Below are 13356 nucleotides of genomic sequence, written 5' to 3' on the forward strand. Positions count from 1 at the left end.
GCTATCTGCACCACATATTGTGCGACATCGAACACCCGAAAGGATTTCACATGGCCACGGTCAAGGTCGACAACAGCAACTTTCAGGCAGACGTGCTGCAGGCCAACGAGCCGGTGGTCGTCGATTTCTGGGCCGAATGGTGCGGCCCCTGCAAGATGATCGCGCCGGCACTCGAGGAGATTGCCACCGAACTCGGCGGCAAAGTGAAGATCGCCAAGCTGAACATCGATGAGAACCCGGAACTCGCCGCCAAGTTCGGCGTGCGTTCCATCCCGACGCTCATGATCTTCAAGGCCGGCGAAGTTGCTGACATCAAGGTCGGCGCCGCACCGAAAACCGCGCTTTCGCACTGGATCAACGGCGCCGTCGCCTGATCCGAGCCTTTTTTCGATACATTGAGCCCGGCCATCGCGCCGGGCTTTTTGTTGGCGAGCGTGAGATTATAGCCGGCGTCGCGAGGCAGCCCTCAGGTCGGTGCCGTCCCGTTCTCCGCCAGCACTTCGCCGGCGAGATAGAGCGACCCGCCGATCAGGATGCGTGGCGGCGTTTCGCCGGGATCCCAGGTGTCGCGCAGCAGCATCAGCGCATTGGCGACCGAATTGACGGGCTCGGCCGAGAGGCCGGCGGCGATCGCCCGGTTCGCGAGTTCGGCGTTGGGCACGCCGGCATCGCTGGAGTTGACCGGAACGGCATAGACATGCCGCGCCATGCCTTCGAAGGCGTGGAAAAAGCCGACCTGGTCCTTGGTATTGAGCATGCCGCAGATCAGGAACAGCGGCCGGGCGAACCGCTCTTCCTGTTCGGCTAGAGCTTCGGCCACCACCACCCCCGCGCCCGGATTATGACCGCCGTCGATCCACACTTCCGCTCCCTCCGGCGCAAGGTCCGACAGTTTGCCCTTGGGCAGCCTCTGCATGCGCCCCGGCCAGTCGACCGTGGTCATTGCCCGATCGGCGGCGCGCTGGTTGAGTTCGAAGCCGGCTGCCTTGACGCCGGCTATTGCAGCTGCGGCGTTGGCGTACTGATGGCGGCCCGGAAGTTTCGGTGGGGTCAGATCCATCAGCCCCATCTCGTCCTGATAGATCATGCGGCCGTTTTCCTCGTAAGCGAGAAAGTCCTGACCATAGATGAAGGTCGGGCATCCCAGCCTCCCGGCGGTGTCGACCACCACATCCTGCGCGACTTGCGTCTCCTGGGCGCCGATTACCACCGGTACGCCCGGCTTGATGATGCCCGCCTTCTCCACGGCGATCAGTTCGACGCGATCGCCGAGATAGGCCTCATGGTCGAGCGAGATCGGCATGATGACCGAAACAGCCGGCCTTTTGATGACGTTGGTTGCATCGAACCGCCCACCCAATCCGACTTCAATGATTGCCACGTCGGCCGGGTACTCGGAGAACAAAAGGAAAGTTACGGCGGTCAGAATCTCGAAGACCGTGATGTGCTCGCCGGCATTGGCCTCGGCGGCCCGTGCGACTGCCTTGGCGAGCACCTCATCCGTCACCAGCCGGCTGCCGCCGGCCGCGCCGATACGATACCGCTCATGCCAATAGACCAGATGTGGCGAGGTGTGGACATGCACCCGCAATCCGGACGCTTCCAGCAGCGCCCGTGAAAACGCCGCCGCGGAACCCTTGCCGTTGGTCCCGGCTATATGGATGACCGGCGGCAGCCTGTCCTGTGGGTTGCCCAGTTTGTCCAGCAGCCGGGTGATGCGATCCAACGAAAGGTCGAAGCCTTTCGGGTGCAGCCTCATCAGGCGCTCGATTTCCTGATCGGCAGCTGTCATTGTCATCATGAATTGCACCCTGGGCGAACGGCGCCCGAGCCTTGGCGATCAGAGCTGCGGACGTACTTCGCCCGATACCACCGCCGGCGGCAGGATCTCAGGCTCGATTGCGTCGGAAACCGACGTTTTCAGCAGGATTTTGAGCAACCGCGCGATCGTCGAACGCAACTCGAGCCGCGACACGACCATGTCGACCATGCCGTGTTCCATCAGGTATTCGGAACGCTGGAAGCCTTCCGGCAGCTTTTCGCGGATCGTCTGCTCGATCACCCGCGGTCCAGCAAAGCCGATCAACGCGCCGGGCTCGGCGATATGGATGTCGCCCAGCATTGCATAGGAAGCCGTCACGCCGCCGGTCGTCGGATTGGTGAGCACCACGATATATGGCAACCCGGCTTCTTTCAGCCGGTCGACCGCGACGGTTGTGCGGGCAAGCTGCATCAGAGACAGGATGCCTTCCTGCATGCGCGCGCCGCCGGATGCGGCGAACAGCACGAGCGGCCGCTTCTTCTCGACCGCCGTCTCGAAGCCGCGGATGATGGCCTCGCCGGCGGCCATGCCGAGCGAACCGCCCATGAAGGCGAAATCCTGTACGGTCGCGACGATCGGCAGGTTTTCGATGGTGCCGAGCCCGTTGACGATGGCATCATCCATGCCGGTCTTGGTCCTGGCGTCCTTCAGGCGGTCGGTGTAGCGCTTCTCGTCGCGGAATTTCAGCGGATCGACCGCGACCTTCGGGTTCTCCAACTGATCGAATTTACCGTCGTCGAAGAAGAATCTCAGCCGTTCCTTGGCCGAAATCTTCATGTGATGTCCGGATGACGGGATCACAAACTGGTTGCTCTCCAGATCCTTGTGAAAGACCATCTCGCCGGTTTCGGGATCCTTGATCCAGAGGTTTTCCGGCATATCGCGGCGGCCGAGCATCGAATTGATCTTCGGCCGGACGTAGTTGGTGATCCAGTTCATCTGATCGGCTCCAAATTGTCCGAAAGTGATGGAAAAATTGTTAGGCCGAAGCAAGGCGCGCCGCGCGCACCCCTTGCGACAGGCCGTTGACCAGTGTCGCCACGGCTTCAGCGGGTTCGGCGGTCTTTTCGCCCTTTGGCCCGAGAACGTTGGCGACAGCGTTGACGATCGCGGTGCCCACCACGACGCCGTCGGCCGAGGCGCCGATGACGCGTGCCTGCTCGGCGGTCTTCACACCGAAGCCGACGCAGACCGGAAGGTCGGTGTGCCCCTTGATGCGCTTCACCGCTTCTGCGACCGCGCCGGTGTCGGCCAGCGCCGAACCGGTAATGCCGGTCATCGAGACATAATAGACGAAGCCCGAAGTGTTCTGCAGCACCTTCGGCAGGCGTTTGTCGTCGGTGGTCGGTGTCGCCAGGCGGATGAAATTGACGCCTGCCTTGAGCGCCGGAATGCAGAGCTCCTCATCCATTTCCGGCGGCAGGTCGACGACGATCAGCCCGTCGATTCCGGCATCGATCGCATCAGTGAGGAACCGGTCGACGCCATAGATGTAGATCGGGTTGTAATAGCCCATCAGGACGATCGGCGTTTCGTTGTCGCCGGTCCGGAATTCACGAGCCAGCCGCAACGTCTTCTCCAGCGTCTGGCCGCCTTTCAGCGCCCGCAGGCCGGCCGCCTGGATAGCAGGGCCGTCGGCCATCGGGTCGGAAAACGGCATGCCCATCTCGATCACGTCGCTACCGGCCTTGGGCAGGGCTTTCATGATGGCGAGCGAGGTGTCGTAGTCCGGATCGCCCCCCATGAAATAGGTGACGAGCGCCGGACGCCCTTCGGCCTTGACCTTTTCGAAACGGCGGTCGATGCGCGTGGTCATCCTAGATCTCCATGCCCAGCATGCCGGCGACGGTGTGCACGTCCTTGTCGCCGCGGCCGGAGAGGTTGACGATCATCACCTTGTCCTTGCCCATGGTCGGCGCCAGCTTGACGGCGTGGGCGATGGCATGTGCCGATTCCAGCGCCGGCATGATCCCTTCGACCCTGGTGGTGAGCTGGAATGCTTCCAGCGCCTCGTCGTCGAGGATCGGCACATAGCTCACGCGGCCGCTGTCGCGCAGCCAGGAATGCTCCGGTCCAACGCCCGGATAGTCGAGGCCTGCCGAGATCGAGTGGCCGTCGAGGATCTGCCCGTCCTTGTTCTGCAAGAGGTAGGTGCGGTTGCCGTGCAGCACGCCGGGGCTGCCGGCGCTCATCGAGGCGCAATGTTCGACGCCGTCGAGCCCGCGCCCGCCGGCTTCGACGCCGTAGATGGCAACGCTGCGGTCGTCGAGGAATGGATGGAAAATGCCGATGGCATTGGAGCCGCCACCGACCGCGGCAATGATCGCATCCGGCAGGCGGCCTTCCTGTTCGAGGATCTGTGCGCGCGCCTCGTTGCCGATCACCGACTGGAATTCGCGCACCAGTTCCGGGTAGGGGTGCGGGCCGGCGGCGGTGCCGATCAGGTAATAGGTGTCGTGCACATTGGTCACCCAGTCGCGCAGCGCCTCGTTCATGGCGTCCTTCAAGGTGCCATGGCCGGCACTGACCGGCTTCACTTCGGCGCCGAGCAGCTTCATGCGGAAGACGTTCGGCTTCTGCCGCTCGACATCGGTTGCGCCCATGTAGACGACGCAAGGAAAGCCGAACCGCGCCGAAACGGTGGCCGAGGCGACACCATGTTGGCCAGCACCGGTCTCGGCGATGATGCGGGTCTTGCCCATGCGCCGGGCGAGAAGAATCTGGCCGAGGCAGTTGTTGATCTTGTGCGAGCCTGTGTGGTTCAAATCCTCGCGCTTGAAATAGATTTTCGCGCCGCCGAGATGTTTGGTCAGGCCTTCGGCGAAATAGAGCTTCGACGGCCGTCCCGCATAATGTGTCGACAAATCCTGCAATTCGGCCTTGAACGCCGGATCGTTCCTGGCCTCGTGCCAGTGCCTTTCGAGCTCCAGGATCAGCGGCATCAGCGTTTCGGCGACGAAACGGCCGCCGAAGATGCCGAACATGCCCTGCTCGTCGGGTCCGGTACGGAAGGAATTGGGCTCGGCTGGCTTGTTCATCTAGGGCGTCCTACTGGCTCGGGGATACGATACCGCCATCGTCCCTCGTGCGCGAATGCCACCGCTTATCTCTTTACGGGGCAGAAAGTAAACTGCTGCGGCGCGTTGCTAGGCTGCCCGGCTCGTTTCCGCCGCCCGGACAGCGCTGAAAAACCCTTCGATCATCGCTACGTCCTTGACGCCTGGCGCGCTTTCGACGCCTGACGAGATGTCGATGCCGGGCGGATTGGTGAGGCGCAGCGCCTCGCCGATATTGGCGGCGTTGAGGCCGCCCGACAGCAGATAATCCACGTTGCGGTCGAGTCCGGCGAGCGCATGCCAGTCGAACGGGATGCCGTTGCCGCCCGGCAGTTCGGAGCCGGCCGGCGGCTTGGCATCGAACATGAAACGGTCGGCGACACCGCGAAATACTCCGACGGCGTCGAGATCGGCGGCCTCGCGCACCGAAAACACCTTCATCACGGGCAGACCGTAGCGGTTTTTCACCGCGGCCACCCGTTCCGGGGTCTCGCTGCCGTGCAGCTGCAGCATGTCCGGCTGCATGGCGGCGACGATCGCATCGAGGACGTCATCACCTGCATCGACTGTGACGGCGACGGCCTTCGCCTTGCCGATTGCCGCCTTGCGCAATTCTCCCGCCACCTCGGCGGTCACGTAGCGCGGGCTTTTGGGGAAAAAGATGAAGCCGATATGCGACGCACCGCCGGCAAGCGCGGCGGCAACCGCTTCCGGAGTCTTCAGGCCGCAGATCTTGACGTCTAGGGGCATGGCGGGGAAGTGGCATGAAACGAGAGAAGAGTCGAGGAAATCTAACTAAGCGCTGGAGGCTCCACGACCCGCGCTTCTCCAATAATTCCACCATCCCAGAGAAAGAAGGTTGGTTTCGTTGAAAGGGCCTCGACCGCCTCCTGCCCGGACAGGAAAACGAAACCAACAGTTCTCGTCTCGCCAAGCGCCATTGGCCGGCCCTCAAGAAGCAGGCGGGCATCCCACCCATTTTCACGCCTGTCCTACTAGAAAAGCAGGGGCAACTGTAACCAGGCGATAGCGGCAGAGACCGCGCGCTTTCCCCCGCCGGCAGGAGAGTCACTTCGGCAACGAGATCCGGCTTCAGCATCGGTTCCGTGCCGCGTTCACTCAAATCCAATCGCCTGCAGGGCGCCGCCGTTGCGCTTCAGCCAGTCCTTGCAGCGCTCGGTGTCCGGGCACAATTCCTTGCACAGCTTCCAGAATTTCGGACCGTGGTTCATCTCCTTGAGATGCGCGACCTCGTGCGCGACCAGGTAATTGATGACCGGCGCAGGCGCCATCATGATGCGCCAGGAAAACGACAGCGTACCGTCCGATGTGCATGAACCCCAGCGGCTCGTCGTATCGCGGAAGCGGATAGCCCTGGCGCGCTTGCCGATGGTCCCCGTGTGCTTCGCGACCAGAGACTCGATGTCGCGTTTTGCCTCGCGTTTCAGGAAATCGGCGATGCGCCGGCTCAGGTGCCGGCGGTCGCCGTGGACGATCAAGGCGGGTTTTCCGTCGATGGCGCCCAGTTCCACGGTTCCGCGCGACGCGGGCTCGTGGACGATCAGGTGCGGAACGCCGCGCACCGGGATTTTTATGCCGGGCCTGACCTGAGGACGGTCGGGAACCTTGGCGAGGCGCTGCTCCAGCCAGCCCTGATGACGATGCAGGAAACGGTCGACCTCGCCGTGCGCGATGCCGGGAGGGACGGTGATGCGAAGCCCGCGACCGCCGGCGTCGATGCGCAGGGTCAGGCGGCGAGCGCGGTCGTTCTCGACGATCCGGAGCGGCAACAAGCGGCCGGCAACGTCGTGCGTCCGCTCCTGGGGCGCGGGGCGGAACTCAGGTTCCTTGCGTTTAAAAAAACCGAAAGCCATTGCCGGAAAGTCGCCGATTCGGGAGAAAAAATCGCGAAAAATCGCGACGGATTTGCGAAAAAGTCCGCCTTGATGTGCCTATTTTTCAAAAGTCCGGAAAGAAAAAACGGCGCCGCGGGAAGCGGCGCCGTTCTAAAGATACAGGCTGCCGGTAGGATCAGGCTTCGTCGAGCAGATTAGTGCCCTTGCCCTTGCCTTTTGCCGTCGTGGTCGGCGCCGTGGACTTGTTGCGGTTGGCCATGAAGCGGTCGAACTCGTCCTGGTCTTTGGCGCGGCGCAGTTCTCGGGCGTAGTTGTCGAACTCCTCGAGCATTTCGTCGAGTTTCTTGCGCTCTTCGGCAAGGCGCTCGAGTTCCTTCTCGCGCCAGTCGTCGAAAGCGACATTGCCGGTGCGGGCCGAGCCGTGGCCCCAGCGATGCGCCTTGTCGGCGCCGCGGCGGCAGCCGGCGAAGATGCCGTCGGTCGCGCGGTTTGCGTCGCGCTTGAAGCCTTCAAGCCGGTCGCCCCAGATGATGTAGGCGAGCATGGCGAGGCCAAGCGGCCAGAACACCATGAAGCCGATCACCATCAACGCGATGGTTGCCGGCGTCCACGCCGGGCGGATCAAAGCAGTCGTGTTCATTTTCTCCCGTTCCTTCGGTTGGAGGCGGTCAATCCGGACCGCTCAAATCGAAATGGTATTGAGAAAATGGCGATTCAAGATCGTTTTCTACGAAACTGGAGAAGCTGTTGAATGAATTATCTTTTTTTGATGAAATCGAGAGCAAGAACGGTCAATCCCGCCAAAAGCCCCCAAAAGGCCGAGCCGACGCCGACCAAGGTCAGCCCGGACGCGGTGACCGCGAATGTCGTGGTCGCGGCCATGCGTTCGCGCTCGTCCTTGAGTGCGATCGCCAGCGCGTTGGCGAGCGCACCCATCAGTGCCAGCCCGGCGACGAGCACGATCAGGCTCTGCGGCAGCACCGCGAACAGTGCCACCAGCGAGGCGCCGAAGATTGCAAAGACGAGGTAAGCGAGCGCGTAGAATGGTCCGGTCTTCCAACGCTCGGCCGGGTCGGGATGCACGTCCGGACCCGTGCAGATCGCCGCCGAAATGGCCGCGAGGTTGGTGGTGGAGGCGGCAAAAGGCGCGCTGAGCAGCGAAAACAGGCCGGTGACGCCGATGAGCAGGCCGGGTGAGGGCTGATAGCCGGCGGCGCGCAATACCGCCAGCCCGGAGAGGTTCTGCGAGGCCATGGTGACCAGATAGAGCGGCAGCGCCAGGCCGATCGTGGCCGCGGTGGTGAATTCCGGCCAGACCAGCGTCAGCGTCGACAATTCCGGCGCCGGCAAGCCGCCGACACGGCCGGTCAGGAATGCGGCGAGTCCGCCGCCGATCAGCACGGCGAGTACCGACAGCGCCGGATCCCATAGCCGGATGAGGAAGAAGGCGGCGATCAGCGGCAGCACCAGCCACGGATCGACCGGAATGGTCTTCACCGCGTTCAGCGCGAAGGTGACGACGATGCCGGCCAGCATGCCGGACGCCACGGAGGCGGGGATCCTCGAGATGAGTTGGGTCAGCGGCTTGAACAGGCCGGTGACGATGAGCAGCACGGCCGTGACGACGAAGGCTCCGACGGCTTCGCCGACGGAAAAGCCGCTGGAGGCGGCAATCAGCGCCGCGCCCGGCGTCGACCAGGCACTGATGACCGGCATCCTGGTCTGCCATGACAGCCAGGCTGTCTCGAATGCCATGGCAAGGCAGATCGCCGTGACCCAGCTCGCCGTTTGCGCCTGCGTCGCGTCGACGGCATCGGCCGCCGCGATGATCAGCGCCAGCGTGCCGCCGAAGCCGACGATCGCCGCGACGAAAGCCGAAACCGGGATCGACATGCGCATGGTGTCAGTCCGCCTGCTTAGTGAGTTCTTCGACGGCGCGCAGGATCATCGCGATGTCCTGCGGACGCGACAGCCGGTGATCGCCGTCGGGCACCAGCGCCAGCGTGACGTCGTCGGCCGGAAGATGGCTGACCAGCTTGAGTGCATGCGTATGCGGCACGTCGGGATCCTTGATGCCCTGGATGATGTGGATCGGGCAGTGCGTGTCGACCGGACCATTCATCACCCGGTTGGCCTCGCCGTCCTCGATCAACGCGCGGGTATAGATGTTCGGATAGTCCGGCGAATATTCGGAGAATTCCTCGAAATAGCCCTTCTCGTCCAGGTCGCGGCGGTGCTGGGCGGTCAGGTTCGGCACGATCAGCTCGCTGGTGAAATCGGGGGCCGGTGCCAGAAGCAGCAGCCCGGCAATGTTGCCACCCTTGCCGGTTTCGCGAAGCGCCTGGATCATGCGCAGTGCCACCCAGGCACCCATCGACGAGCCGACCAGAATCTGGGGGCCGTGCGCGAATGCGCGGAAGACCGCGAGGCTTTGTTCGACCCAGAGCGAAATCGTGCCGTCGCGAAAGATGCCGCCGGATTCGCCGTGGCCCGAATAATCATGCCGAAGAAATGCCTGGCCGGATTTTTGGGCCCATGTATCGAGCGCTTCAGCCTTGGTACCGCGCATGTCGGAACGGTAGCCGCCGAGCCACATGACGCCGGGCTCGCGCCCTTCGCGGTGGCGGACCGCGATCGGAACGCCGGCGACATCGAGAATTTGCGGTTGGGTTTCGGTCATCGTGATTCCCTTAGCGTTTAGGGCGCCCTTCTGCCATGAGCCAGCCCGAGCGGGAAGCCGCGCCACCCTCCAGCGAAGAATGCGGCCGATCAAGGTTTGATCGTGATTCTTTCGATTGGCTGTGGTATTGACAGCGCCGTTGTGTGCACGACATAGCGCGTACCGATTTTTTCAAGCAGAACCCCGAACTGAAATAGCCAGGAGAACACGACCATTCGCAGACCATTCAAAGCCGCGGCGCCCACCAAGGACGGGCCGCGCTCGAACACCGATATCCGAGTCCCCCGCGTCCAGCTGATCGGCGTGGACGGCGAAAACCGCGGTGAGGTTTCCATCAACGACGCATTGCTGCTCGCCGAAGAGGCCGGGCTCGATCTCGTCGAGATTTCCCCGAATGCAAATCCCCCGGTCGCCAAAATCCTCGATCTCGGCAAGCTGAAATACGCCAACCAGAAGAAGGCCGCCGAGGCGCGCAAGAACCAGAAGGTCATCGAGATCAAGGAGATCAAGATGCGCCCGAACATCGACACTCATGACTATGAGACGAAGATGAAGGCCGTGCGACGCTTTTTTGAAGAAGGCGACAAGGTCAAGCTGACGCTGCGTTTCCGCGGCCGCGAAATGGCCCATATGGAGCTCGGCATGCAGCTTCTGAACAAGGTGCGCGAGGAAGTCGCGCCGATCGCCAAGGTCGAAGCCGAGCCTAAGCTCGAAGGCCGCCAGATGATGATGGTGCTGGCGCCGCGCTGAGGCGAACGCCAGCCGAAAAAGGCCGCCGAAGCGGCCTTTTTTCGCCATCAATTTTCCGCAAGTGACATCGACAACGGGTCTCGATCGCCAGATCCCCGGCGAGAGGATGATCCCGATGGCCGCCGCGGCACGTTCCCCGAGTGAAAAGTCATTCGACGAGATGGGCCGCTACCAGCGGCGGCGGCGCATCCTGCTGGCGCTGCTGATCGGCGCCTTCTGCGCTTTGCTGGTCTTCGGCGGCTCTCCGCACGACGAACTCATGCATGAGCGCATCGAGGCGCACGGCATCGCGCTCATCCTGATCGGTATCGGTGGAAGGCTCTGGTCGATCCTTTATATCGGCGGTCGCAAATCGGCCGAGGTGGTTGACACCGGTCCTTATTCGGTGATGCGCAACCCGCTGTACTTCTTCTCCACCATAGCGGCGTTGGGTATAGGCGCCCAGACCGGCAGCATGATCGTCGCGGTGGCGTCGGCGGTCTTGTGCGCGGCCGCATTCCATATCGTCACGCTGCGCGAGGAGCGGCATTTGATGACGGTGCTCGGGGCGCCCTACAAGGACTACATCGCACGAGTGCCGCGGTTTTTTCCCAATCCCCTGCTTTTCCGCGATGAGCCCGAGGTGACCTTCACCCCGCGCATCTTCAACCATACGCTGCGCGATGGTCTCGCTTTTCTGATCTCCATACCGTTCTTTGAATTCATCGAGACCGGACAGGAAAGCGGTGTAATTCCGGTCCTCTTCTGGCTGTATTGAGGCTGCCGCACGATTGCGGGTTTATCGAGCGGACGCGGTCACCTGCTGGTCCTGCTGGCAGGCTTGAGGGCATCCCGAAGAACCTCGAACGTGCGGTCGCTGCTTGTCTGGGAAACGTTGAACCGCATGTAGCTCGTCGCGGATTGCGACGGGCTGAATGCGTTCCCCGGCGCCAGCACCACGTTCCTGGCGAGCGCCGTGCGGGCGACGTCCGCGGCATCGATGTCATCTGGCAGCCGGCACCATAAAAACATGCCGGCCTGCGGCTCGAGCCAGGGCACGATTCCGATCGCCTTCAACTTTACCGCGACATCGAAAATGGCGCGCGACAGGCGGCTGCGGAGATGGTCCATGTGCTTGCGGTAGCCGCCGTCGCTCAGGACGGCAAACACCAACTCCGCGGCGAGCCGTCCGCCTCCGAACGAGGTGGCGATCTTGAGATCGGTCAGGCTTTCGATCCATTCCAGCCGCGCCGCCACGAATCCGCAACGCGCAGAGGCCGAGAGCGTCTTTGAAAAGCTGCCGATATGGATGACGCGCTCCAACCCATCGAACGCAGCGAGGCGCGGCGCAGGCGTGTGCTCGAAATCCGCAAAAATGTCGTCCTCGACAATCGTCAGTGCGAATTGTTCGGCGAGCTTGAGCACCTTGTGAGCCACCGAGGGGGACAAGGTCGCGCCTGTCGGATTGTGGATCGCGGAGTTGGTGATGTAGAGGCGTGGCCGATGTTCGGCGAGTACGGCGCCGAACTGCTCGATGTCCGGGCCGGATGGCGTATAAGGCACGGAGACGATGCTGGCGCGGTGGGCGCGGAGCAGCGCCTGGAAGTTGAAGTAGCACGGATCGTCGACGAGTACCGTGTCTCCGGGTTCGAGAAGCAGCCTGCACAGCAGATCCAGCGCCTGGGTTCCGGACTCCGTGAGGATGATCTGGTCTGGCGGGCAGTCGATGCCGCGCTCGGACATTCGGCGGGCGATTAACTGGCGCAAGGGCGGCAGGCCGAGCGGCGAGCCGTAGTCGGCCAAGGCGGGACCGTTGGCGCGGGAAAGCGAACGAAGCGCCTTCCTGATGCCATCCTCGGGCAGCCATGACGGCGGCAGCCATCCGCAGCCCGGTTTCATCTCGGTGTCGGGCGTTTCCAGCGATTGCCGCGAAATCCAGAACGGATCGACGGCCCGATCGACCTTGGGGCCGACCTGCGAGAGGGACAGCGGCGCCGTCTGGCTGGCGACATAGAAGCCGGAGCCCGGCCGGGAGTAAATCGCGCCCTCGGCGACAAGACGCTCATAGGCTTCCACAACCGTCGAGGCCGATACCTTCAGCGCCAAGGCCAGTCCCCGGATCGACGGCAGCTTGGCACCGGTGGTCAGAACGCGTCCGGCAATCCGCTGGCGGATTGCCGCCATGACCATCTCGACCCGCGTGCCTTCTCCCGCTTGCTCGCTCATCTGTACTGCCATTCGTATCACAACAGTTTGGCTCAACTGTACCGAACTGTCACTGGCTCCGCCAGCCTCGGAAGCCGATTGGATGCGCAGTCGAAGGAGCCTGGCATGGATCGGACAATGAGCGGATGGATCAATGGCCTCGTCGGGGTGATCATATTCAGCGGATCCCTCCCCGCCACGCGCATTGCCGTGATGCAGTTCGACCCGGTGTTCCTGACCGCCGCTCGCGCGGCGATCGCTGGCGCCATGGGATTGTGCTTGTTGCTGGCCTTCCAGGAAAAGCGCCCCGCGCTCCGCGACCTCGCATCGCTGCTGGTCGTGGCGCTGGGGGTCGTGGTCGGGTTTCCCCTGCTGACGGCTCTGGCGCTCCAGTACGTGACGGCCGCGCATTCGATCGTATTCGTCGGGCTGTTGCCGCTGGCGACCGCAATCTTCGGCGTGATCCGGGGTGGTGAACGACCGAAGCCGGCGTTCTGGGCCTTCTCCATACTCGGCAGCTCGCTGGTGGCGGCATTTGCCCTGTCGCAGGGCATCGCCGCCTCGCCCATCGGCGATGCGCTGATGCTGGCGGCGATAGTGGTCTGCGGCCTGGGCTATGCGGAAGGAGCGAAACTGTCCCGCATGCTTGGCGGGTGGCAGGTGATCTCGTGGGCACTGGTGCTGTCGCTGCCGATCATGATCGTGCTGGCGTTCCTGACGATGCCACCGACCTTGTCGAATATCGAGGTACCCGCCTGGATCAGCCTGGCCTATGTCTCGCTGTTCAGCATGCTGATCGGCTTCGTGTTCTGGTATCGCGGCCTCGCACAGGGCGGCATCGCGGCGGTGGGCCAGTTGCAGTTGCTGCAGCCCTTCTTCGGTCTTGCGCTGGCGGCAACCCTGCTGCACGAGCCGGTAACGCCGGCAATGCTTGCCGTGACCGTCGCGGTCATCCTGTGTGTGTTCGGCGCACGGAAGTTCGCGCGGTAGGAAGGCTATTCGGTGGGG

General features: G+C 63.1%; 14 protein-coding genes. 4 read left to right on the forward strand and 10 right to left on the reverse strand.

Annotated features, from left to right (window positions below):
• Positions 1-50: 50 nt before the first annotated feature.
• Positions 51-374: a thioredoxin gene (trxA, locus tag OHD58_RS04905; protein ID WP_263801940.1), complete on the forward strand. Its 324-nt coding sequence runs from the start codon at positions 51-53 to the stop codon at positions 372-374.
• 92 nt (positions 375-466) lie between these two features.
• Here trxA and OHD58_RS04910 read toward each other — a convergent pair whose 3' ends face one another.
• The 9 genes from OHD58_RS04910 to OHD58_RS04950 all read right to left on the reverse strand — a co-directional run bounded on the left by OHD58_RS04910 (position 467) and on the right by OHD58_RS04950 (position 9414).
• Positions 467-1798, reverse strand: coding sequence for a bifunctional folylpolyglutamate synthase/dihydrofolate synthase (locus OHD58_RS04910; RefSeq protein WP_263802699.1), 1332 nt, complete (start codon positions 1796-1798; stop codon positions 467-469).
• 42 nt (positions 1799-1840) lie between these two features.
• Positions 1841-2761: an acetyl-CoA carboxylase, carboxyltransferase subunit beta gene (gene accD / locus OHD58_RS04915; protein ID WP_263801941.1), complete on the reverse strand. Its 921-nt coding sequence runs from the start codon at positions 2759-2761 to the stop codon at positions 1841-1843.
• A 40-nt stretch (positions 2762-2801) separates the two neighbouring features.
• Complete coding sequence (gene trpA, locus OHD58_RS04920; RefSeq protein ID WP_263801942.1) at positions 2802-3638, reverse strand: tryptophan synthase subunit alpha; 837 nt, start codon at positions 3636-3638, stop codon at positions 2802-2804.
• A 1-nt stretch (position 3639) separates the two neighbouring features.
• Entirely contained in the window at positions 3640-4860 is a 1221-nt protein-coding gene (gene trpB / locus OHD58_RS04925) for a tryptophan synthase subunit beta (RefSeq protein WP_263801943.1), read from the reverse strand.
• A gap of 108 nt (positions 4861-4968) precedes the next feature.
• Complete coding sequence (locus OHD58_RS04930; protein WP_263801944.1) at positions 4969-5628, reverse strand: phosphoribosylanthranilate isomerase; 660 nt, start codon at positions 5626-5628, stop codon at positions 4969-4971.
• Between the two features lie 365 nt (positions 5629-5993).
• Entirely contained in the window at positions 5994-6752 is a 759-nt protein-coding gene (locus OHD58_RS04935; RefSeq protein WP_263801945.1) for a M48 family metallopeptidase, read from the reverse strand.
• Between the two features lie 157 nt (positions 6753-6909).
• Positions 6910-7374, reverse strand: coding sequence for a DUF2852 domain-containing protein (locus OHD58_RS04940; RefSeq protein WP_263801946.1), 465 nt, complete (start codon positions 7372-7374; stop codon positions 6910-6912).
• A 116-nt stretch (positions 7375-7490) separates the two neighbouring features.
• Positions 7491-8633, reverse strand: a complete 1143-nt coding sequence (locus OHD58_RS04945) for a benzoate/H(+) symporter BenE family transporter (protein WP_263801947.1) — start codon at positions 8631-8633, stop codon at positions 7491-7493.
• A gap of 4 nt (positions 8634-8637) precedes the next feature.
• A complete protein-coding gene (locus OHD58_RS04950; protein ID WP_263801948.1) occupies positions 8638-9414 on the reverse strand; it encodes an alpha/beta hydrolase in 777 nt (258 codons plus the stop codon).
• 213 nt (positions 9415-9627) lie between these two features.
• Between OHD58_RS04950 and infC the strand changes: the two genes are divergently transcribed.
• Positions 9628-10164: a translation initiation factor IF-3 gene (infC, locus tag OHD58_RS04955; protein ID WP_263802700.1), complete on the forward strand. Its 537-nt coding sequence runs from the start codon at positions 9628-9630 to the stop codon at positions 10162-10164.
• A 115-nt stretch (positions 10165-10279) separates the two neighbouring features.
• Positions 10280-10921: a methyltransferase family protein gene (locus OHD58_RS04960; protein ID WP_263801949.1), complete on the forward strand. Its 642-nt coding sequence runs from the start codon at positions 10280-10282 to the stop codon at positions 10919-10921.
• Positions 10922-10959: 38 nt separating this feature from the next.
• Here OHD58_RS04960 and OHD58_RS04965 read toward each other — a convergent pair whose 3' ends face one another.
• Positions 10960-12369, reverse strand: coding sequence for a PLP-dependent aminotransferase family protein (locus OHD58_RS04965; RefSeq protein ID WP_412177160.1), 1410 nt, complete (start codon positions 12367-12369; stop codon positions 10960-10962).
• A 105-nt stretch (positions 12370-12474) separates the two neighbouring features.
• On the opposite strand from OHD58_RS04965, the gene OHD58_RS04970 reads away from it, so the two are divergent.
• Positions 12475-13338 carry a DMT family transporter gene (locus OHD58_RS04970; RefSeq protein WP_263802701.1) on the forward strand — a complete coding sequence of 288 codons (864 nt, stop codon included), beginning with the start codon at positions 12475-12477 and terminating at the stop codon, positions 13336-13338.
• Positions 13339-13356: the final 18 nt, after the last annotated feature.

It is taken from the genome of Mesorhizobium sp. ZC-5, from assembly GCF_025753855.1.
Classification (GTDB): Bacteria; Pseudomonadota; Alphaproteobacteria; order Rhizobiales; family Rhizobiaceae; genus Neomesorhizobium.